Annotated in this window: 21 protein-coding genes; 1 reads left to right on the plus strand and 20 read right to left on the minus strand. The window is 46.1% G+C overall.

Features of this window, described 5'->3' with window-relative positions:
- Positions 1 to 10: 10 nt before the first annotated feature.
- From KQI32_RS01520 to KQI32_RS01595, 17 genes are all read right to left on the minus strand, one after another.
- Positions 11 to 559, minus strand: a complete 549-nt coding sequence (locus KQI32_RS01520; RefSeq protein WP_216423665.1) for a hypothetical protein — start codon at positions 557 to 559, stop codon at positions 11 to 13.
- Entirely contained in the window at positions 549 to 899 is a 351-nt protein-coding gene (locus KQI32_RS01525; protein WP_216423666.1) for a hypothetical protein, read from the minus strand. Before KQI32_RS01525 ends, KQI32_RS01520 begins: the two co-directional genes overlap by 11 nt.
- Positions 900 to 1,016: 117 nt before the next feature.
- Complete coding sequence (locus KQI32_RS01530; RefSeq protein WP_177692050.1) at positions 1,017 to 1,772, minus strand: HAD family hydrolase; 756 nt, start codon at positions 1,770 to 1,772, stop codon at positions 1,017 to 1,019.
- Positions 1,773 to 1,812: 40 nt separating this feature from the next.
- Positions 1,813 to 3,153 (minus strand): shikimate kinase, encoded by a 1,341-nt coding sequence (locus KQI32_RS01535; protein ID WP_216423667.1) that lies wholly within the window; start codon positions 3,151 to 3,153, stop codon positions 1,813 to 1,815.
- Between the two features lie 19 nt (positions 3,154 to 3,172).
- A complete protein-coding gene (locus tag KQI32_RS01540) occupies positions 3,173 to 4,297 on the minus strand; it encodes a bifunctional chorismate mutase/prephenate dehydratase (protein ID WP_216423668.1) in 1,125 nt (374 codons plus the stop codon).
- Positions 4,298 to 4,463: 166 nt separating this feature from the next.
- Positions 4,464 to 5,519, minus strand: a complete 1,056-nt coding sequence (gene aroC, locus KQI32_RS01545; protein ID WP_216423669.1) for a chorismate synthase — start codon at positions 5,517 to 5,519, stop codon at positions 4,464 to 4,466.
- Positions 5,506 to 6,765 (minus strand): 3-phosphoshikimate 1-carboxyvinyltransferase, encoded by a 1,260-nt coding sequence (aroA, locus tag KQI32_RS01550; RefSeq protein WP_216423670.1) that lies wholly within the window; start codon positions 6,763 to 6,765, stop codon positions 5,506 to 5,508. Before aroA ends, aroC begins: the two co-directional genes overlap by 14 nt.
- Positions 6,749 to 7,825 carry a 3-dehydroquinate synthase gene (gene aroB / locus KQI32_RS01555; protein WP_216423671.1) on the minus strand — a complete coding sequence of 359 codons (1,077 nt, stop codon included), beginning with the start codon at positions 7,823 to 7,825 and terminating at the stop codon, positions 6,749 to 6,751. Before aroB ends, aroA begins: the two co-directional genes overlap by 17 nt.
- Entirely contained in the window at positions 7,822 to 8,643 is an 822-nt protein-coding gene (locus KQI32_RS01560) for a prephenate dehydrogenase (protein ID WP_216423672.1), read from the minus strand. The genes aroB and KQI32_RS01560 overlap by 4 nt, the downstream gene beginning before the upstream one ends.
- A 1-nt stretch (position 8,644) precedes the next feature.
- Positions 8,645 to 9,664, minus strand: coding sequence for a 3-deoxy-7-phosphoheptulonate synthase (gene aroF / locus KQI32_RS01565; RefSeq protein WP_177692057.1), 1,020 nt, complete (start codon positions 9,662 to 9,664; stop codon positions 8,645 to 8,647).
- Positions 9,665 to 9,786: 122 nt separating this feature from the next.
- Positions 9,787 to 9,909, minus strand: a complete 123-nt coding sequence (locus KQI32_RS13500; RefSeq protein ID WP_256443622.1) for a hypothetical protein — start codon at positions 9,907 to 9,909, stop codon at positions 9,787 to 9,789.
- Between the two features lie 117 nt (positions 9,910 to 10,026).
- Positions 10,027 to 14,304, minus strand: coding sequence for a PolC-type DNA polymerase III (locus KQI32_RS01570; protein ID WP_216423673.1), 4,278 nt, complete (start codon positions 14,302 to 14,304; stop codon positions 10,027 to 10,029).
- Between the two features lie 65 nt (positions 14,305 to 14,369).
- Positions 14,370 to 15,410 carry a flavodoxin-dependent (E)-4-hydroxy-3-methylbut-2-enyl-diphosphate synthase gene (gene ispG, locus KQI32_RS01575; RefSeq protein ID WP_216423674.1) on the minus strand — a complete coding sequence of 347 codons (1,041 nt, stop codon included), beginning with the start codon at positions 15,408 to 15,410 and terminating at the stop codon, positions 14,370 to 14,372.
- 50 nt (positions 15,411 to 15,460) lie between these two features.
- Complete coding sequence (locus tag KQI32_RS01580; protein WP_177692060.1) at positions 15,461 to 16,525, minus strand: RIP metalloprotease; 1,065 nt, start codon at positions 16,523 to 16,525, stop codon at positions 15,461 to 15,463.
- Complete coding sequence (gene dxr, locus KQI32_RS01585; RefSeq protein WP_216423675.1) at positions 16,522 to 17,676, minus strand: 1-deoxy-D-xylulose-5-phosphate reductoisomerase; 1,155 nt, start codon at positions 17,674 to 17,676, stop codon at positions 16,522 to 16,524. Before dxr ends, KQI32_RS01580 begins: the two co-directional genes overlap by 4 nt.
- 12 nt (positions 17,677 to 17,688) lie before the next feature.
- Positions 17,689 to 18,492, minus strand: coding sequence for a phosphatidate cytidylyltransferase (locus KQI32_RS01590; protein ID WP_216423676.1), 804 nt, complete (start codon positions 18,490 to 18,492; stop codon positions 17,689 to 17,691).
- Positions 18,493 to 18,503: 11 nt separating this feature from the next.
- Entirely contained in the window at positions 18,504 to 19,244 is a 741-nt protein-coding gene (locus tag KQI32_RS01595) for an isoprenyl transferase (RefSeq protein ID WP_177692063.1), read from the minus strand.
- Between the two features lie 573 nt (positions 19,245 to 19,817).
- Between KQI32_RS01595 and KQI32_RS01600 the strand changes: the two genes are divergently transcribed.
- A complete protein-coding gene (locus KQI32_RS01600) occupies positions 19,818 to 20,306 on the plus strand; it encodes a cytidine deaminase (protein ID WP_177692064.1) in 489 nt (162 codons plus the stop codon).
- A gap of 219 nt (positions 20,307 to 20,525) precedes the next feature.
- Here the strand turns inward: KQI32_RS01600 and KQI32_RS01605 are convergent, their stop codons facing one another.
- The 3 genes from KQI32_RS01605 to KQI32_RS01615 form a co-directional block, all read right to left on the minus strand.
- Entirely contained in the window at positions 20,526 to 22,004 is a 1,479-nt protein-coding gene (locus KQI32_RS01605) for an S-layer homology domain-containing protein (RefSeq protein WP_216423677.1), read from the minus strand.
- Between the two features lie 385 nt (positions 22,005 to 22,389).
- The gene (locus KQI32_RS01610; RefSeq protein ID WP_177691323.1) at positions 22,390 to 22,542 is read right to left on the minus strand and encodes a ribbon-helix-helix protein, CopG family; all 153 of its coding nucleotides are present in this window, start codon (positions 22,540 to 22,542) and stop codon (positions 22,390 to 22,392) included.
- A gap of 24 nt (positions 22,543 to 22,566) precedes the next feature.
- On the minus strand, positions 22,567 to 22,725 hold the full coding sequence (locus tag KQI32_RS01615; protein WP_216423678.1) for a TraY domain-containing protein: 159 nt from the start codon (positions 22,723 to 22,725) through the stop codon (positions 22,567 to 22,569).
- Positions 22,726 to 23,112: the final 387 nt, after the last annotated feature.

The following is a 23,112-nucleotide window of genomic DNA, read 5'->3' on the forward strand; positions in this document are numbered from 1 at the left end:
CCTCTTGCTTTTAATGCGAAACCTTTTCGGTATGAACTGCAATTCCGTTTTCAAACATAATATCATACGTGATAGGATCAATAAACCCAGAGCCGATATAATATTCAAAGGTTCTGCCTTTGTATTCAGAGATGCTGGCAGGCTCTCCAAGCAGTGCGAGGATCTCCTGCTCGGTTTTTCCTGTTACATGATAATTGTTTTCCAAATCATCTGTCATATAAATGCGAAGTTCGTGATTAGTGTCCCATAATTTTTTGCGAAAGACGGATACATAAGAGACCGCGGCATTGAAAATGCCGTAGCTTGCAAGAAGAGCAAAGCCGGTCAGAATCAGCATGGCAGCCGGTTTCATCCAGTCGGAAGAAAGCTTTTTCCGAAAGATCACCGGCAGAATAAAAGCCAATATTCCCAAAAACCCGAACAGCAGGATCAAACCGCCGTTCCAAAAATGCAGTAAAAGAGGGCTGAAGCAAAATGCAAACAGAGAAAATCTCAAGATGATGAACCAGACAAAAGCGAGAAGGACATATAAAAGAACTGTTATGAGTTTATTGCGCATTATGACCACTCCTTTTAAAATCTTTCACATTATATTTCTTTATTTTTCCCTCACCTTTGTCAATATAGAATTCTGTATCGGAGATCGATCCATAGCCTGCTGGAACAGTTTCTCCCGTGAAATATTTTTTCGTAAAAAAGAGTTTCTTTTCCGTAAAATATATTTTTCCTCTGTACCCCCAAGCACCGATATCGATCCAGTTTGCTTCCACGGTATATTTTCCGTCCGGAGAGGGGTGAGATATTTTTTCTGTACCAAAAAGATAGAAAACAGAAACAGCGACAGAGTACATTAAAATGACTGTGATCAGAATGATACTTATTTTCAGCAATTTTTTCATTTCATCACCCGCTTTTAATATATCACGGAAAAGAAAATGCGTCAATCATTGATTTATTACAGCGGTTTATGCGGTGCAGTAGAGAGCATGGAAACAATGCTATTGAATGATAATGGTTTACGTGAGGATCCATTTTTTCAGCGCTTCTGCAACGCCGTGTTCCTCCGCTGTTCCAGTGATTTTATCGGCTGTCTTTTTGACTTCTTCGGGTGCATTGCCCATCACAATACTCAGTGCAGTGTACCGGAGCATATCCAAGTCATTGGGGCTGTCTCCAAAGCTTACGCTGTCTCTTTGAGTTAGATGGCAGTCATTCAGGACTTTTTCGATTCCCGTGGCCTTATTACATCCCTTTATGACAGCCTCCTGATAATAGGGATGCACAATTAAGGAGAAATAGTTATCCAAGAGAATTTTGGAGGCCTCGCCCGGCGTTCCGTAAAGAGTTAACTTTGTAATAGGATGGCCGGCCGCGAAACGGTCGAAATCCTCAGGATCTTTAAGAACCGGCCATTGTGTGTGTGAGGATTTCCCTTCGTTTATGACAAACATGGCGTCCTCCCCCTCCAGCACACAGGTCTGACCGTCGCTCCGGAAATGATGAAAAATTTCTCTTACCATATCTTCCGGCACCGATACGCGAAAAATTGTTTTATCACCGATTATAACATGGGAGCCAGCACCGCAGACAATGCCGTCAAAGCCAAATTCCAGTGCTTCTTCCGGGATAAAAGCATAGGAACGCCCGGTGCATAAAAAAGCCAGATGGCCTTTTTTTTGAAGCTTGCGGATTGCTTTCCTGTTTTCCGGAGACATATGATTTCCGTCAAAGGACAGTGTTCCGTCCCAGTCAAAGAATACTGCTTTTTTCATTTCCTTCCCCTTTCGTTTGCAATACTCCTTTTATTATACTTTATTTTTTTGTATATGCAATGATTCTGTCACAAATTTTTAAAACAGTATCCTTGACAGGCATCTCTTTTGAAATACATACAGGAATATGTGCATACTTCTGATAAAGGGGCATCCGCCTTTGAAGAAGTTCCGCCAGTTTTACTTCCATATTTCCTGCAAGCAAGGGGCGTTTGGTATCGCCGGAAAGCCGGGACAGCAGAATCTCCTTGGAGGGCATAAGGGAGACAACAATGTTATCCGGATTTTCAAAAAGCCGCTGCATACAGGAAGCAGTTTCCACGATACCTCCGCCTGTACTGATGACTTTGCCGGTTTCCGCACACAAATCCAAGGCGGTTTCCTCCTCAAGCTGCCGGAAATATCTCTCTCCTTTGAGAGAAAAAATTTGTTTGATTTCCATTCCGGTTTTCCGCTCGATCTCTGCGTCCAAATCCACCGCGGAGCTTTGGAATATCCTTCCGATTCCCTTCATCAGGGACGATTTTCCGGAACCGGGAGGACCGATCAAAATGATATTTTTCGGAAAAGAAAATCGTTCTAACTGTTTTTTTACCGTGTTTTCCACCGCTCGAAACTGTTCTGTGGAAAAGACGGCGTCATAAAAATATTTTTGTGCATAACCCGCCTGACAGACCAGCATTTGAAGCCCATTCACACCGGTTCCGCCGGAGAAGTTTACCGCATTGGTCAGCAGAGTGGAAATCGGATTGTAAATGGTGTCAAAGGCAAAGCTTATATGCCTCAGGGAGAACAGAGGAACGGGAGAAGCTGCGATGTTGGGATACATTCCGGCAGGGGTTCCCTGCAGCACAATCTCATAGTCTTCCTCTGGCTCTGTGATGACCGAAACCACTTTTCCGGTTTTCTCTTTGATTTCCCGCTGTGTATCCCCTGCCTTTGACTCGTCGCGCAGGCAGATGGTGACATCTGCTCCTGCGAGAACGCTCTCGGTAACCATCATCTTGGAAACACCGCCAAATCCTGTCACCAAGACCTTTTTATTCGCAAGATTTATGTTGTGGGAGCGAAGGCTCTCCAAAAAACCGTCCACATCAGTATTGTATCCACACAGGGAATTTCCATGCCGCACTACGGTATTGCAGGCATGATAAAGGCGCACCTTCTCATCCATTTGAGAGAGGTACGCAATGATATTTGTCTTATGTGGAATGGTCACATTAAAGCCGTCCAGCATAAGGATATTAGAAAAATCTTCTAGTGTCTTTCTGGCGTACAGATCGTATTGATATTCCGGTTTCCCGGCAAGAGAAAACAGCATCCGGTGAATTTCCGGAGAAAGACTATGTCCCAGCGGGTAGCCCAATAATCCGTATTTCATACCTGCCCTTCTTTCCGATTCAAAGTTCAATGGTTTGATAATTTCCCGTGATTTTAAAATAGTCAAAGAGATATCCCATGGATTCCAACTGGCTCTTCAAATTCTCCGCGTTTCCTTTCACGTCAACGTAAAAAAGATATTCCCATTTTCCTCCTTTCAGGGGCATGGATTCAATCATTGTCATGTTGAGTCCGCGCTGGGCAAAGTGCTGTAAAACGCGGGAGAGGGAACCCACATGATGCGGGATGGAAAAGATCATGGATATGGTGTCTGCACCGGTGAGCAGAAGCGGCTTTTTTGTGATGACAATAAAGCGGGTTTTGTTGTCGTCGGTATCCGCGATATTTTCCTCCAAAACCTTTAGACCATATAGATCTGCCGCCGCTTTGGATCCGATTGCTGCTGTATCAGGACATGCCGCGTCTCTGACCAGCTTGGCGGCGACAGCCGTGTTGGGGGCGGGGATTCTCTCAAAACCGTTTGAACGGATAAAACAGCCGCATTGGCTCAGTGCCTGCGGATGGGAGGTGACGGTTTGGACTTCCTCACGTGTGCCCATTCCCATCAGCACGTGCCGGATGGGAAGAATTGGACTGGCTGCAATATAGAGATCCATCTCGTTGAGTGCTTCGTAGACCTCCGTGACTGCACCGGCCGTAATGTTTTCAATCGGAACCACACCTGCCGTACAGGCTCCCTGTGAGACCTTCTCAAAAACTTCACGGAAGGAATCCGTGCGGGTGAACGCGGCATTGTGAAACAAGCGCGAGCACACTTCATGGGAATAACTTCCCGGAATGCCCTGATAGCAGACGGTCTTTGTATCACGAAAAAAAGTTTCACGGGAAACATGAGAAAAGGAAGGAACTGGGTTTCTCTTTTTTGACATCAATCTTTCCTGGTAATCACAGCTTATATCGATCATATTCCGGAAGAAAGACTCTGTCTCTTCGGTGAAACAGCTGAGATTCTGCAGTTTTTCCGCAATCAGATTATCTTCTCTGTCCTGATTTTTGACCGGAAGACCATGTTCTTTTTTATAGATACCGACCTCGTCAACCAAATGCATCCGTTCTAAAAAAAGTTCTTTGAGCTGACGATCCACCCGGTCGATATCCGGGCGGATTTCCTCTAAATTTCGCATACAGTTATTCTCCTACTCATGTGTGGTATTCAATAAGGGCTTGTCCCGTTATTCAACAAGGACAAGGGTACTGCATGGCAATGCCGCAATCAGCGAGAGATTGAACTCCCGCTGATTGCGGATATGTCCCCCGCCGCCTAAGCGGGGGCGGACATCTTGCCCGCAGTTATAACAAGTAATCCAGCATACCGATAGCCGTAATGCATTCAATAACAGGGACAGCCCGTACCAGAATGCAAGGGTCATGCCGTCCCTCAATGGACAGCTTATCGTTTTTTCCGGTTTTCAGATTTACCGTCCGCTGTTCTTTGTATATGGATGCGGTTGGCTTGATGCAGACTTTAAAATTCACTGGCATTCCACTGGTGATTCCGCCGAGGATCCCTCCGTTGTGATTGGTGTAAGTTTTGATCTGCCCGTTATCCATATAAAATTCATCGTTGGCTTCACTGCCTTTTTGCCTGGAGAAGCCGAACCCGGTTCCGAATTCGACTCCCTTCACAGCGGGAATACCGTATAAAAGGGAGGAAAGTCTTCCCTCCATCCCTTCAAACAGAGGACCTCCCAGCCCGGCAGGCATATGGAAGGCAGCACATTCGATTACGCCGCCGACCGAGTCCAGATTATCTCTGGCCGCCTCAATTCTCTGAATCATTTCTTTTCCCGTTTTATCATCAATTGCAGGAAAACTCTTTTCCGCCAAAGAGGGCAGATATTCTAAAAGAGATCTGTCCCGGACGCCGTCCAGCTCCAAAATGTGCGCGCTGACAGCAACACCTTTTTCCTTTAGAAGCTGTTTGCAGAGACTTCCCAGAAATACAATGGGAGCAGTCAGACGACCGGAAAAATGACCTCCGCCCCGGATATCATTAAATCCACTGTATTTCACAAAGGCAGTGTAATCCGAATGGGATGGACGGGGTAATTCCTTTAATTTAGAGTAGTCCTTCGAATGCTGATTGGTGTTTTCAATCAATACACAGAGCGGCGCGCCTGTGGTAACGCCGTCCAAAATACCCGATACAACTCTTGGAATATCCTCCTCCCTCCTCTGGGTAGACAGCCGGTTTTGCCCGGGCTTTCTGCGGTTCATGTCCTTCAGGATAGCTTCCATTGGAAGAGGAAAGCCCGAAGGAAAGCCGGTGATCACACCGCCTATCATAGGAGAGTGGGATTCCCCGAAGATGGTCAGGGATAAATTTTTTAAATCAATATGGCTCATGGACACGGCCTCCTGCCTCAATAAAGTCTTTATAAAATGCCGGATAGGATTTTTCAATGCAATAGGGCTCTCGAATCACAATGTCTCCCTGGGTTCCGAGGGAGCAGACCGCCAGAGCCATGGCAATACGGTGATCGTTGTGGGAGAAGATTTCTCCGCCGTGCAGAGGCTTTCCGCCGCGGATTTCCAGACAATCCTCCTCCATGCTGATATCGGCGCCCAGCTTCTGAAGCTCAGTGTACATGGCGGACAGCCGATCGCTTTCCTTCAGCCGTAGGCGTGCCGCATTATACAGACGGGTTTTGCCCTGAGCATAGCATGCCAAAACAGCCAGAACAGGAACCAGATCGGGGACGTCACGCACATCCACATCCGCAGCTTGCAGACGGCTTTTTTTCACATGAATGCAATCCTGTTCCACCGTGATATCAGCGTGAAAATCATTCAGAATATTTAAAATTCTCTTATCCCCCTGTCTGGAACAAAGATTCATTCCCGTCAGGCAAATATCTCCGCTGATTGCACCTCCGCACAGAAAAAAGGCGGCCTGTGACCAGTCTTTTTCAATGGTGTAATCTTTTAATGCCGGCAGGGTATTCTCAATCCGGTAAAACGATCCGTTTTCCTCTGCCGGAACACCAAACGTTCGGAGCATATCCAGGGTGATATCCACATAAGGTTTGGATTCAAAGTCTCCTGTGACCGTGATTTCAGCCGGTCTTTCAAACAGAGGCGCGCTGAGCATCAGCCCTGTGATAAACTGAGAACTGATGTTCCCTTTCACCTGAAAACTTCCTCCGAATAAGGTTCCGCTGACCGACAGAGGGAGGTAGTTTTCCTCATGGGAATAAGAAAGTTTTTTTTCGTCAAAGAGTTCAAAATAAACCGTAAGGGGGCGCTTGGGAAGCCGTCCCTCTCCGCGGAATATCGTTTCGTTTCCCAAGGCTTGGGAAAAAGGAATGAAAAATCGCAGAGTGGATCCAGACTCGCCGCAGTTCAAGCTCACCGGCATATTGCGTTTCAGGTGTGCCGGTGAAAAATGTACGGTACCGCCCTCCACCCTGGAGGTAACACCCAGAGCATTTAAGCAGTCCAGGGTGGCAATAATATCCTTGGAATAATCCACATTCCGGATGGTCGCGCCAGCTATTGCACCCAGCATCAGTGCACGGTGCGCTATGCTTTTGGAAGGAGGGATAAAATCAATTTTTCCCCGAAGGGAAGATGGACTACACACAAATTTCATCTGCGGCACCTTTGATCATCTCAAAGATGGACGGATAGTCCATTGTGAGAATGACTCCCTTTCCTGTTTCTTCAATTACAACCAGATGGATTCCGCTGTCGGTAGATTTTTTATCATTCTTTGTATATTCCAGCAGTTCATCCAGATTCTCATGCTTCAATTGGTATGGTATCTCATATTTGATTAGCAGTTCCCGAATATCATCCGAGACTTGCTGTAATTTTCTTTTTTTCTCATAGGCTCTCTGCATGCAGTACATGCCGATGGCCACCGCTTCCCCGTGGGTAATTCCGGTGAAGTTGTGATATTTTTCAATGGAATGGGCTAGGGTATGTCCGAAATTCAGAAGCATCCTCTCGTTCTTTTCAAACTCGTCTATCTCCACAATATGTCGCTTTACTTGAAGTGCCGAGAGAATAAAACGTTCCACATCCCTCTCAAAATGATCCGAATCCTTCAATTTTTGAAAGAGGGCTTTGTCCGCGATGAAAGCGGATTTTATAATCTCTGCCAGACCGCTTTTTATCTGAATCTGCGGGAGTGTTTTCAATGTGTCGATATCAATGACCACCAGGGATGGCTGCCAGAAAGCACCTACCAGATTTTTTCCGGCAGACAGATCCACGCCGGTTTTTCCCCCGATGGAGGAATCCACCTGTGCAAGAAGGGTGGTGGGGATCTGAATAAAGGGAATACCACGCATATAGCTGGCGGCACAAAAGCCGGCGATATCGCCCACAACCCCGCCCCCCAGTGCGATCACCAGATCACTGCGCCGGATTTTTGCTGTGGCCATCTTCTCGTAGATGGAGAGAACCGTCTGCATATTTTTGTGTTCCTCCCCTGCAGGCAGGACGGTGTGGAAAACCTGATATCCGCCTTCCTGCAAGACCGACCGGATCTCTTCAAAATAGAGAGGAAATACATTGGAATCGGTTATCACAAAAACATTTTTGGATTTCACGATGGGGTTCAGATAAGTTAAAAGATCGTTCCGCAAGCCTCTCCCCACAAAAATATCATAGGTTTTGGAGGAGGTGCGGACAGTGATTTGATTCATCCTCTATCATCCTTTTCTTCCATCCGGAGCCTGGAGTTTTTCAATGTTTCTCTAAGCTCCTCTGGATTGTGGTTTATCATTTCTTTTAAACGGTTCAGATTTTGTATCAAGGCATCAATCTGATTTGTCAGCATTTCCTGATTATCACAGAAAAGCTCGCTCCAAAGAACCTCATTGATCCGTGCCACACGGGAGACATCCTTGAAACTGCCGGCATGATAGCCGTCACATTCGGAAAATTCCTGCATCATGACATAGGCGACCGCGAGGACATGAGGAAGCTGGGATGTGTAGCCGATCAACCTGTCGTGATGAGCGGGGGTGGTGTGAACAATCCGGGAGAAGCCAACTTGACGGTAAATCTCTTCCAAATCCGGTTGTTCCGCCATCATTAGCATGCTCGCACCGGCAAATAAATCTTTATCCGCGTTTTTGATCCCGTTTACCTCCTTCCCTGCCATTGGATGGCAGCCGACATAGGTGAAACGCGAGGAATGAAAATCGCTGAAAAGGCCCTTTACGCCGCAGAAATCCGCCACAATGGCATCCTGCTTGAAATGAAATTCATGCTCCTGTAAAAAAGCCAGCGTATCTTTCGGATACAACGCCAGAAAGACAATATCACATTCGGAAAGCGCTTTCGGCGTATCTTCGCAATAAGCGTCAATATAGCCTTGCTCCACAGCAAAGGAGAGAACCAGGGGATCCTGGTCGATCCCCAGAACTCTGCAGTTTGCATAAGCCTTCAAAGCGAATGAAAAAGAACCTCCGATTAAACCAAGCCCTACAATTCCTACTACTTTTTCTTCGTTTTTCATGCTAAATACTGCGCTCCTCAATGTCAGCTATTTTTTTGATCTTATTGACCAAATGCTCGTACTGTTCAATCGTCAGGGACTGTTGACCGTCACAAAGCGCCTTTTTAGGGTTGTTGTGCACTTCAATGATCAAACCGTCTGCACCGGCGGCAACGGCAGCTTTTGCTAGAGGTTCCACCATCCATGACATGCCGCAGGCGTGGGAGGGATCGATAACAACGGGCAGATGTGTCATTTTTTTCAACGCGGGAATTGCGCTGATATCCAAGGTGTTTCTGGTGTATGTCTCAAAGGTGCGGACGCCTCTTTCACACAGGATAACATTCTCGTTTCCCCCGCTCATGATATATTCCGCAGACATCAGAAGCTCCTCTAACGTGTTGGCGAGACCTCTTTTCAGGAGAATTGGTTTATCCACCTTTCCAAGTTCCTTGAGCATCTCAAAGTTTTGCATATTGCGGGCGCCAACCTGGAAAACATCCACATATTGATTGAACATATCGATGTGAGAGGCGCTCATAATCTCGGAAACGATGGGAAGCCCGGTGACCTCCTTGGCTTCCTTGAGAAGCTTCAGTCCTTCAAACTGCATCCCCTGAAAAGCATAAGGGGAAGTACGCGGTTTGTATGCGCCTCCTCTTAGAAATTTCGCACCTGCCGCTTTCACACCTTTCGCCACTTCAATGATCTGTTCCTCGGATTCCACCGAGCAGGGGCCTGCGATCAGAGCCAGTTTTTTCTTATCGCCGATGGTGTTTCCAGAAACGTTCACAACCGTTGGTTCTGGATGAAAGCGGATATTGGCTTTTTTGTACGGCTCACTGACCTTCAGAACTTTTTCGATGATAGGATGCTGGGTTTCCAGCGCGTCGGGATCGATGATGGTGACATCTCCCAACAGTCCGAGAACGGTTCTGTCCACACCAGTGTTAATCTGTACATCCAGATTTTTGCCCTTTAATTCGCTGATCAATTCTCCCGTCAAATCTGCCGGGGCATTGTTTTTTAGTACGACTACCATGCTACAAATCCTCCTATTTGTTAAAAAGTGTTTTTTAATGAATATATATAAAAAGCGCCTCATATATCTATGAGGCGCAATCCATATCAATATAAGATTACAGAGAAACCAGATAAATGAAATTACCCGATAGGCTCACAGATACATTCTTTTTTGAGACAACCGAAAATAGCCGCAAACATAAAATAATAGTAAGCGGTAAAGAAGCTATAAAATCGATTGCTGAAAGAATGAAGCTTAGCCATTTCGTCTCTCCTTTTTAAATTCTTGTTCTCATGATACACCTATTTTTTCAGAATGTCAACACGAAATTTATCTTTTTGCATCCAAATCCGAATGAAACATCAAAAGAATTCGTAAAATCAGAACAGGGAAAGCTGGGAGGAATCGGGCAGTCCCTCCAGACAGCCGTGCTTTTCCAGCATCTCCAGCAAAGTGTTGGAAAGGCGGGTGCGCGCCATCAAATCTTCTTTGGTGAAAAACTCTTCCGTTCTGGCTTCCACAATACTCTCCGCAACGGAAAGTCCTAAGCCTTTAATAGCAGTGAAGGGGATGCGGATATTGTTATCCTCAATCAGAAATTTTTTCGCATCGGATTTATAGAGATCCACGGGCAGGAATTCAATTCCTCTCGCGTACATCTCGTTGCACATTTCCAGAATGGTCAGCACACCTTTTTCCTTAACGTTTAGATTTCCGCGGGATTCCATCTCTTTGATATTATTCTGAATGATATGCTTTCCGCCAGTCATTAAATCCGCGTCAAAATCATCGGCGCGGACCGAAAAATAGGTTGCATAGTAAGCCAACGGAAGGTGTACTTTAAAATATGCAACACGGAACGCCATGGTGACATATGCCACAGCGTGCGCCTTTGGAAACATATATTTGATTTTTTTACAGGAATCAATATACCATTCCGGAACATCATGTTCTCGCATTGCCTGCTCCTGATCTTCCTTTAGCCCTTTTCCTTTACGGACCTGCTCCATGATCACAAAGGATTGCTTGGGATCCATTCCCCGGTGCAGCAAATACAGCATGATATCGTCACGGGTACAGATGGTATCCTTCAATTCCGCAATTCCCTGCTGGACGATGGTTTGTGCATTGTTCAGCCATACATCGGTGCCGTGGGACAGACCGGAGATACGAACCAGCTCCGCAAAGGTAGTAGGCTTGGTATCCTCCAGCATCTGGCGGACAAATTTTGTGCCAAACTCCGGAACGCCGAAGGTTCCGACCTTGGAGTTGATATCCTCCTCTGTCACGCCCAAAGCGCTGGTATTTAAAAACAGGCTCATGGTGGCCTCGTCCCCCAAGGGGATGGTTTTGGGATCCAAACCTGTTAAATCCTGCAGCATGCGCAGCATGGTCGGATCATCATGCCCCAGGATGTCAAGCTTCAAAAGGGTATCGTGCAGCTTGTGATAATCAAAGTGGGTGGTGATAATATCGCTGTTGACATCATTTGCGGGATGCTGAATGGGGGTAAACTCAAATACATTGTTCTCTTTGGGGACAATCATGATGCCTCCGGGATGCTGACCGGTGGTTCGCTTCACGCCGGTGCAGCCCTTTGTCAGCCGGGCAATCTCGGCATTATTGGGATTTCTGCCCCGTTCGTCCAGATATTTTTTCACATAGCCGTAAGCCGTTTTATCCGCTATCGTACCCATGGTTCCTGCCCGGAATACATGTCCCTCGCCGAACAGTTCCTCAATATATTTATGGGCGCGTCCCTGATATTCGCCGGAAAAATTCAGGTCAATATCCGGCTCCTTGTCCCCATCAAAGCCCAGGAAGGTTTCAAAGGGAATATCGTGACCGTCCTTTTTCATGACCTGTCCGCATTCCGGGCAGACTTTATCCGGCATATCACAGCCGGAGCTGTAGGAACCGTCGTCGATAAATTCGCTGTGTTTGCAGTTCTCGCAGATATAGTGAGCGCAGAGGGAATTTACCTCTGTAATTCCGGAGAGAAACGCTACAAAGGAGGAGCCGACAGACCCCCTGGAACCGACCAGATAGCCGTCGTCCAGAGATTTTTTTACCAGCTTCTGGGCGATCAGATACATCACGGAGAAGCCGTTGTTAATGATGGAGTTCAGCTCTTTTTGAATCCGTTCCTCCACCAGCTGCGGGAGGGGATCACCATAGATCTCATAGGCCTTGCTGTAAGTCATACTGCGGATGTCATCCGCGGCGCCCTCGATAACCGGAGGATGTTTCACTGAAGGGATTGGTTCAAAATTTTCATCGATCATGTCTGCAATAAGGTTGGTATTGGTTACAACCACTTCAAAGGCGGTATCCTTTCCGAGATAGGAAAATTCTTCAAGCATCTCATCGGTGGTTTTAAAATACAAAGGAGCCTGATTATCCGCGTCGGAGAATCCATGACCGGCCATCAGAATGGCGCGGTAAACAGCATCACAGGGGTTCAGAAAATGAACGTCACCGGTTGCCACAATCGGTTTGCCGAGCTTCCGAGCCAGATCTACAATCCGGCGGTTGATGTCCCGGATTTCCTCCACGGACTTTAAGGTGCCGTTATTGAGCATAAACATGTTATTGCCTTCCGGCTGAATCTCCAGATAGTCATAAAATTTCGCGATTTTGCACAATTCATCATATGGCTTTCCGGCAAGCATGGCCCGGTACAGTTCGCCAGCCTCGCAGGCACTTCCCAGAATCAAGCCTTCCCGATACTGCATCAGGACACTTTTTGGGATGCGGGGACGCTTGTGATAATAGTTCAGATGGGACATGCTGATAAGTTCATACAGATGCCGTAGTCCCTTTTTGTTTTTTACCAGAATAACAATGTGGTAAGACTTTAAGTTGTTTAGATTTTTTTCTCCGCTGTGGGCTTTCTGATTGATTTCATTGATGCAGGTGATTTCTTTCGCCTTGCATTTTTCCAGAAAGATTTGAAAGATCCCGGCAAGGCATTCCGCATCGTTTACCGCGCGGTGGTGTCCTTCCAGGCTGACGCCCAAATGCTCCGCGACAATATTGAGTTTGTGTCTCTTCAGCTCCGGCAGAAGAGCGCGGGACATCTCCACCGTGTCGATATAAACTGGATGGAATGCATAACCGCATTCAACGGATTTCTGCTTGATAAAGCCGATATCAAAGTTCGCGTTGTGTGCAACCAGAACCCGGTCACCCACAAATTCCAGAAAGTCTTTCAGCACCACATCAATGGTCGGCGCATCGGCAACCATTGTATCGGTGATGGAGGTGAGTTCCACAATCTTTGGAGGAATCGGAATCTGAGGATTTACAAAGGTGGAGAACCGTTCCAGAACCTCCCCGTTTTTCATCAGAACGGCCCCGATCTCGGTAATTTTATCATTGGTTGCGTTCAGACCAGTGGTTTCAATGTCAAACACAACATACTCGTCATCCAGAGAATAATCTTTGGTGCCATAAACAATCTCAACTGCGTCGTTGATCAGATAACCCTCCACGCCGTAAATCAGCTTGATATCATTCTTTTTTGCGGCCGCATAAGCGTCCGGAAAGGCCTGTACCACACCATGATCGGTCACGGCGATGGCTTTATGACCCCAGCGCTTTGCAGTTTTAATCAAATCCTGAACCGGCGTCATGCCGTCCATCTCGCTGACATTGGTATGCATATGGAGTTCCACGCGTTTTTCATTGCTTTTGTCCTGACGTAAGGTTTTATCGATGACCTCAATGTCCTTTGGCTTCACACTCAGCACAAAATCAGAGATATATTTGTCGTACATGGTCTCGCCCTTGATGCAGACGCAGGTGCCGTCCTTTAACTCGTCCGCAAGCTCGTAAAGCGTTTCCTTTCGGTCGATAATTTTCACGATCAGCGAAGCTTCATTGTCTGTCATATAAAGGGTATAGCAGCCCTTGACCGAATTGTTAAATTCTCTGATTTCAGACTGGAATATCTCCCCCTGTACCATAACTTTGCCGCTGTATTGCGTGATATCCTTCATCTGCATAGGCGCATAGCTGATACGATAATCCCCTCTGTCGGAGGAACGCTGGGGTCTGTCCCCCACAGGGGAAGAATTCTCCTTCGGCTTTTTGAATTCGGGGGCTGCCGCGACTGTTTTTCGAATATTCTGGAGCATCTCGTCTTCATTGCGGGCGTGTTCCGCGATAATCTGAGAATTGCTTTTGGTTCCCTCTGTCTTGCGTATTTGGACGTTGAGATCCAGATCGAACTCGTCCTTTAGGAGCTCATGGATAATACCATCCATATTGTTATAGGATAGAATGTCAAGACCATTTTCTTTCAAGGTGATAAGCAGCGTATCCCCGGTATATTCCATCCTGCAGCCTTCCATGAAGCAGTAAAGGTGAGGAAACTTCTTTTCTATGTAAAACAGGATCTGTGGATAATAGTCTTCGTTGAACAGTTCTTTCGGGTATTTGGCCAGCAGCTTGATTCCTCGCAATCCGTATAAATTACGGATTTCATTCGACACATCGATCAGATATTCTTTTTTGATAATCACGGGCGAATGCAGAGTGAGTTCCATCCTTTTCTCGGAACGGAACATGGAGACATTTACAATCTTTGCCTGATCAAAAATTTCCTGATATATTTTTAATAGTTCGCTTTTGTCAAAAATTTCGCTTAATTTCAATTTGCTCCCCCTCTAAAAAAGGAAGGGACAGCCGATGTCTTTCCAGAGATACGGCTATCTCCCTTTCATGATAGCTTTTCCATCTCAAGAAGCAGTTCCTTCACGATGTCCTCTTCCTGAATGGTTCGGATGATTTCTCCCTTTTTGAACAATACGGCACATCCGTCGCCGCCGGCAATGCCGATATCAGCTTCCCGTGCCTCGCCGGGGCCGTTTACCACACATCCCATCACGGCTACCTTGATCGGCTTATGAATCTTGGCAAGAGCCTCCTCCACCTTGGAAGCAATGGGAATCAGATCAATTTTGGTTCTGCCGCAGGTGGGGCAGGAAATGATGGTCGGTTCGTTAACCAGATGTCCTGCGGCCTTTAAAATCGCTTTCGCCGCCTTGATTTCCTCTTTGGGAGCGGCGGTGAGTGAGACGCGGAGGGTATCGCCGATACCGTCCAGAAGCAAAGATCCTATGCCGACAGAGGACTTTACGATTCCCTGATACAAAGTACCTGCCTCGGTGATTCCCAAATGGAGGGGATAGTCATAGATCTCCTTAAAATACCGGTAGGTCTCTACCGTCAGCTTGGTATCCGAGGACTTTAAAGACACTACGATATCGTCAAAGTCCAGCGATTGGAGCAGCTCGATATGCCGTTTTGCCGCAAGCAGAAGAGCCTCCTTGCAGGGCTTTTGATAGGTTTGCAGAATATCTTTCGGGACAGAGCCTGAATTGACGCCGATACGGATGGGAATATGGTGCGTTTTGCAGGCTTCCACCACCTGCTTGATATACTCCTTCTCCTTGATATTGCCTGGATTCAGACGGATTTTATCTACGCCGTTTTGAATGGAGGCAAGTGCCAGACGATAATCGAAATGGATATCGGCAACCAGAGGAATGTGGATGCTCTTTTTGATTTCCCGCAAAGCTTCCGCGGCATCCATATCAGGAACTGCCACACGGATGATATCACATCCCAACTCTTCCAATTCCAGAATCTGGCGGATGGTGGACTTTGCATCCCGGGTGTCTGTGTTGCACATAGACTGAATAGCGACCGGCTGGCCGCCGCCAATTTGTATCTTACCGATTTGTATGATTTTGCTCATTTTACTTTGCTCCGTTCCATCAGTTTACGCATCAGGCAATGGGCTGATGCCTATGAAGTGAAAAGACGAAGGATATCGTTGGATGTAGCATAGAGCAGAAGCCCAATCAAAAGGATGAAGCCGATGGCATGGAAATATCCTTCCACCTTCGGGTTCAATGGTTTTCGAGTGACTGCCTCGACTCCCAGGAACAGAATTCTGCCGCCATCCAGCGCGGGAAGCGGCAACAGGTTCATCAGTCCCAGATTTATCGTAATCAAGGCGGCCAGCCAGAGCACATTTTTAAGCCCCATAGAAGCCGCCGTTCCGATTTCCGACACGATACCGATTGGCCCGGACAGGTATTTTGGGGAAACCTTTCCGCTGATTAGTTCCACGATGGAAACGACCACCACTTTTCCCATAAAGCAAGCCTCATAAAAGCTCTGGGAAAGGATTGTACCAATATTTTTATCCTTTTGAGAAAAGACAATTCCAGCCACATACTGTGTCTGATAAGCTTCGGTTGTATTGTCATCCAGTATCTGTCCGTCCTGGCTGACTTTGATTGCTTTCGGTGCGAAAACAAAGGACAGGATTTCGCCGTCCCTGCGTACTTCAAGCTGAATTTTAGAAGGATCGTTATTATAAAAATTATAATCCTGGCGGATGTGTACCCGACTTCCGTTGACACGAACGATCTCATCCCCCGGGCGCACACCAGCTTCATAGGCGGGATAACCCTGATTGACATCGGCCAGTGTCATGGAATAAAAATTCTCCTTTGGCGTAAACGCGGAGGAGAGCAGGATCAACAGCAGAAAGCCCAGCACAAAGTTCATAAATGCTCCGGCAAACAGAATGATAAACCGCTGCCACTTGGGTTTCATGTTAAAAGAATTCGGATCGTGATTATCCTCATCCTCCCCCTCCATCTGACAAAAACCGCCGATGGGAAAAGCTCTTACCGAGTACAGAGTCTCACCCTTCTGCTTTTTCCACAGCTGGGGTCCCATGCCGATGGCGAATTCATTTACCTTTACGCGAAACAGCTTTGCCGTTATAAAATGTCCGAATTCATGGATAAAAATAATCAAAGAAAAAATAATGATTGCCCAGATTATCGTTGCTATCAATGTATCACCTCATTTATCAGCAAGAGAGCTTCCTCTCTTGCCCAACTGTCACATTCTATAAAATCGTCCAATGTATAATCCGCTTTCGGTTTATGACGCTTTAACACCTCTTCATTGATATCTGCTATGTCCGTAAAGCGGATTTTGTCTTCTAAAAATGCCTGAACCGTCATTTCATTGGCGCCGTTCAGCACCATGGGGGCGGTACCATCCGCCGCAAGGGCGTCGTAAGCCAACTGTAAAAGGCGAAAGGTCTTTTTATCCGGCTCAAAAAAAGAAAGATTCCCAATTCGGAAGAAATCTGGTGAATCAACAGGACAGGGCTGCCTCTCCGGATAGGTAAACGCATATTGAATCGGAATTTTCATGCTGGGAACGCCAAGCTGCGCAATGACCGAGTGATCCCGATATTCCACCATAGAGTGAATAATACTCTGGGGATGAACGACAACATCAATGTCGGCGGTGTCAAACAGCCACCGGGCTTCGATTACTTCAAACCCTTTATTCATCAGAGTTGCGGAATCGACCGTTATTTTTGCACCCATACTCCAGTTGGGATGCTTCAGCGCATCTTTCCGAGTCATGCCGCGCAGTTCATCCAACGATTTGCCGAAAAACGGCCCGCCGGAAGCGGTCAGGATAATCCGTTTCAGATCCTTGCGCTCGTTTCCCTGCAGTGCCTGGAACACGGCGCTGTGCTCGCTGTCTACAGGAATGATTGGAACGTGGTGCTTCTTTGCTTTTTCCATTACCAGCTTTCCGGCCGCTACCAATGTTTCCTTGTTGGCGAGCGCAATTTTAACGCCGCTTTCAATGGCTTTTACAGTGGGAAAAAGACCGATGCTCCCAACCACGGAGGTGAGCAGGGTATCCGGCTCACCCGACAGCGCGAATTCACACAAGGAATCTTTTCCATATAAAACCGTTGTATTGGTATCCTTCACTTTGAGCGCCAGCTCGCGTCCTTTTTTTTCATCATATATATGGCAGAACAGAGGGTGGAATTCCCGAATCTGCTCTTCGAGAAGTGCAATATTAGAACCGGCAGAAATACCACATACCCTGATGTTTAAATGACGGCAGATATCCAGAGCCTGGGTACCGATGGAACCGGTAGAACCCAGTATATTCAATCGTTTTGTTTCCATTCAAGCGCCCCCTTAACCGATCAGCGGAAACATGCTGACGAACAGAAAAACAAATGGCGTCGTCAGGAGCAAGCTGTCAAACCGATCCATAATTCCGCCGTGCCCGGGCATAATATGTCCGAAATCCTTGATCCCGTTTTCCCTCTTGATGATAGAAGCAAAGAGATCCCCCATCTGGGAAGTTACAGAGCCGACAATACCCATAGCTGTCAAAAGCCAAGGATTTACAACTGTCTGAAATCCAAACCACAGAACTGCCTGATAGATAAACAGACCTGCAACGCTGCCTGCAATTCCGCCCAGCGCCCCCTCAATGGTCTTTTTTGGACTGATTTTTTCGCAAAGCTTATGCCTGCCAAAAAAACGGCCTGCAAAATAGGCGGCACTGTCGGTACACCATGCAACGATAAAGGGAAGCCACACATAAAACGGTCCGTTTGGAAGCCGCTTTAAATAGGCGATATTGGAAAACGCAAAAGTGATCACCAAAGTGACAAACACATAGGTTCCGATATCCTTGGTGGAGAAGCTTTCATGCCGTGCCAAAAGGAATAGGACCATCAGTATCAGAAAACCGAAGGCGAAAGCCATGATGGTAAGTCCTTCAAAATAATTTCCGAACGAGAAAGCAAGCGCAACCAAAAGGCCGAGAAACAGCAGTATTCTTATTTTATGAAAGTGATAGGCGCGATATACTTCAAACAGCGCGATGGATGTCACAATCAAAATAGCGATAGAGAGCACTGATTTTTCCGAAAACATGACAATAAAAAACAAAACCAGCCCTACAAGAGCGGAAACAACCCGTTTGAGCATATAATCCCTCCTTACACCTTTCCAAAACGGCGGTTTCTTTTCTGATATTCTTTGATGGCATCCGCCAGGTTTTTCGCCTTGAAATCCGGCCAGAGAATATCGGAATAATAAAATTCCGTATAGGCACACTGCCAGAGAAGAAAGTTGGATATTCGCTGTTCCCCGCTGGGGCGGATCAGCAAATCCGGATCTGGAACCCCATGTGTATACAAATGCTCGGAAAACAGAGAAGCATCGATCTCATCCAGAGAAATCTTTCCGTTTTTATAATCCTGTGCAATCTGTTTTGCCGCGCGGAGTATTTCATCTCTGCTTCCATAGTTTATCGCAAAGTTCAGGACAAAGCCGGAATCTTTGAATTGTCTGGAATAGGCTTCCACCTCCAGCATCTTCTGTTTCAGCTTATCACCCAGACGATCCTTTTCCCCGATAAAACGCACTTCTGCCTGCCGGTCGCCCATCAGTTCCACATAATGGTTCAGATTTTCGGCGAACAAATCCATCAACGCCGTCACTTCCTGAAGGGGACGGTTCCAGTTCTCTGTGGAAAAAGCATATAGGGTCAAAGCCTTCACGCCGATATCATAGCAGAAATGTGTAATATGCCTTAAATTCTCAGCCCCTCTGGCATGGCCGGCACTCCGGGGGAGGCCCCTCTTCTTTGCCCAGCGTCCGTTGCCATCCATAATGATGGCAATATGCTTTGGAAGATTTTCCAAATCCAATCCGTATGTATTCAGCTTTTTTTTCATTGATTCGCTCCGTTAACACGTATTCCGTGCTTCGCAGAATTGCGGGATGAACGCTTTATGCGAAAAGACACGGTGCTGATGTTCTTCCCCTGCACGGCAGGGAAGAACATAATATATTTAGATTATTATACCATAAAAGCTGAGCATAAATCCATACTTATGGAAAATTAAAAGAAAATTAATTTTTTGAAACCTATTTTCATTTATTTTTATACATGGTATAATAACCTCACAAACCTCTAGAACATTGAAAATGTTAAGAGGTTTGGAGAACGATTGAATCACAATGCTGCGGCGACATTCCGCCGCCTCCGTTGTTGTGATATAATATGCGCAGGGCATATTATACAGGATGTCCGGGGTTCTCGTCCGGAACAAGTCCAGACCACCGAAGCCTATGGACAATTATACCATGAAAAGCGTTGCTTTTATGGTATCATAACCTCGCAAGAAACATTCCGATGAAATATTACGTGATATATCGCTGTCTTCCTTGCTGTACTTTCGATGCCAGCAAGATTTACCAAGGAATGGCGGATCATTAAAAAAATCAATAAAAGAGGAGTGAAGCAAATGCACCGGAAGGGAAAGAGCAATTATTATTTGGATATTGCGCAGGCGGTGGCACAGCGCGGCACCTGCCTACGCCGGAATTTTGGAGCCATCATTGTCAACCATGATGAGATTATATCCACCGGGTATACCGGATCCCCGCGGGGCAGGAAAAACTGTAACGATCTTGGCGTATGCCTGCGCGAAAAAATGGGAATTCCCAGGGGAGAGCGATATGAGCTGTGCCGTTCCGTCCATGCGGAAGCGAACTGTATTATCAGCGCTTCCCGCCGCGAGATGCTCGGCGGTACACTCTATCTGGTGGGAGTTGACGTACAGACTAAGGAACTGGTGGCGGAAGCAAACAGCTGTTCCATGTGCAAACGGATGATTATCAATGCAGGTGTCGAGAAGGTGGTCATACGCAGGACACCCACAGAGTATGAAATCATCAATGTACGGGATTGGATTTATAATGATGATACGGTGCTGAATTCTCTGGGATATTGAAATATCATATAACTGCGGGCAAGATGTCCCCCGCCTCTTAAGGCGGCGGGTTCCATATCCGCAATCAGCGGGAGATTGTACTCCCGCTGATTGCGGCACTGCTATGCAGTGCCTTTGTCCTCGTTGAATGACGGGGCAAGCCCTTATTGAAGAATTGGCTCATACCGTTTTATGCGGCAAAAAGGCTGTCACTCTATGTTTGCAGAGTGACAGCCTTTTTTAAAAATTCTGTGAATGAATCAAATCATATACTCTTTTCAGAATCACGGCCATTTCAGCCCGTGTGGCGGTATCCTTGGGTGCAATCCCGTATTCTTTGCCTTTGATAAGGCCGTTTTCTGTCATAGCGGCCAGCGGTTTTCGGGCGTAATCAGAAATAAGCGCATTATCTCTGTAACTTTTCAAAACCGAAAGATCTGCCTCAGGATCAATTGCCTTTGCATGTACCAGCGTCCTGTAAAAGATAGCGGCCATGTCCTCCCGGGTGATGCTTTGTCCCGGTGCAAAAGTGCTTTCTGTCACGCCGCTGACAATATCCAGATCTTTTGCCGCCAGTACCGCATCATAATAGTAATCGGACGGAGTTACATCCTGAAAGGATGATTCTGCGTCAGGGGATGAAGCCAAATCGAACATGCGGGATAAAAGCAATACAAAATCTCCCCGGATGATATTGTCGTTTGGCGAGAAGGTTCGGTCTCCTGTTCCGGTAACAATCCCTTTAGCCGCCAGAAATGCGATGGATTCCTCGGCCCAGCTTAAATCAGGAGGGATATCGTCGAAGGGATTTGCGGACGGAAGCGGTGTTTCGGTCGGTGCGGCAGTGGGGGTGGCAGTCGGTGCCGCGGTCGGCGTGGCGGAAGGTTTGGGAACAGAAGAACCTCCCCCGCCTCCGCCTCCCCCGCCGGAATTGGAGCCGGTGACCTCAACAGGATAACTCTTTTCCAGAGTGAGCGTTTTTTTTGTGTTTTTTTCTACCGCTGTTACCTGGATGGTCAGAGTTGCGGCGCCTTTTGCGATTCCCTTTATCGAGCACAGATCACTGTATGCCCCCAAAACGGAATTGTTGGAAGAAAAAAGGAAAATGTCTTTGACAGAGAATGAATCCGGCTGCACCGAAACGGATAATTTTCTTGCACTGTTGGAGATCGAAATACTTTGCGGCACATTCGCCGAGATTTTGGGTTCTGCGTCTATATTTACCGCCGTGCGCTGCAAAGCGGCTGTTTTGCCGGATTCATTTTCCACGCCGAAAAAGAGCGTTTCTTTTGAGGAAGCGAATATATTATCAGGAATTTCAATCAACCAGCCCTGGGCATCGGTTTGGATTCCCAGCTCTGCAGTGAACAGAGGCGCATCATTTTGATTATCCTTATAAATCTGTATAAAATCCCCCTGCACGGGGAAACCGTCTTTTTGTGCAATGTAGGCCCAGTCTTTTGAGGGGGACGGCAGGTTGACGGTGTAGGATACGGAAGGACCTTGCAGATTAGGGGCTTTTTCCCGGATCGTAATGCGTATCTTGGGGACGTAATCGTTTTTTAGACCGCTTATGCCCTGGGACTGCATATCCGCAGAGTCAAAGATTCCCGTTGCGGTGATGATATGGGAAGGCGTTTCTGCATCCGTTCCCGGTTCCTGCGCGGAGACTGGAAACAGAATACAAAAAATCAGTAAAAAGGCAATCTGTTTTTTCATTCGGTCATCCCCTTTTGATTGGATATTTTACAGAATTTCAGCGCTTCTGTTTTGGAGCGATCAGGAACGCCGTCTGTCTTCATAACATAGGAAATTGCGCGGAATCGTGCGCAATTGCATGTTTCAAAAAACAGCGTGCGAAGCGCAGATGCGTTTTTCAGAAGGAAAAACTTTTTATAATGTTATTTTACCATAAAAATTTCAGAAAAAAAAGGGGATAAAAGGAACCTTTCACCTATAGAGAATGCAGTATTTGGAAACTTCAATGCACTATTTGAAAAGCGATAGGAGGAATCGCTTCTAATCTCATTTCTATATACAGAAAAAATGAGCATAGATCGAAAAAGAGTAAATCCGGTTGGTGGATCTACTCTTTTTTGTAAGCTTATTTTTTATCCAATTTATTTGTAATATAATCACGCAGCACAAAGTTGATATATTGGGAAAATAATCGATTGTTTTTTTCAGCTAATTCTTTTAATTGTTCAACCATATCTTTATCCAATGAAATGCTGACTTTTTCTTTTAAAGGCCGCATAATATCCACTCCTGAAATTTCGATTCATTGAGGCTCGGATTTATTTACACTGTTTAGATGTTCCCGCAAAATAACATTAATATACTGAGATAATGAACGGCTGTCAGCATCCGCAAGCTTTCGAAGTTTTTGCAACAGGTCTTCATCCAAAGTGACACTTACACTAATTTTTCCAGGTTTCATTAAATTCACCTCATATATATCATACTATAAATGCGTAAAAAATATTGATAAATAGGATAAAATAAGATAAATTAGGATTATAAAAATAATTACAAAAAAGGTGATTTTTATGAGGTTGAATATAAGTGGATTAAATATTAGACATTATAGAATTATGAGATCACTTTCTCAGAAAGAACTGTCTGATCTATTAAAAGAAAGAGGAAGAAATATATGGAAAGAGGATATACGATTGATAGAAGAAGGGAAAGTTTGTGTATTTGACATTGACATTCCTATTCTGGCAGATATTCTCCATGTGAAAATGGAAGATTTATTGATAGAATCAATTTCCTAATACCCTTCCGGCACATGTTTTTCTTCAGAAAATAAAAAAGTTTTCATTGC

This window comes from Acetivibrio sp. MSJd-27, from assembly GCF_018918095.1.
Lineage (GTDB): Bacteria > Bacillota > Clostridia > UMGS1840 > HGM11507 > HGM11507.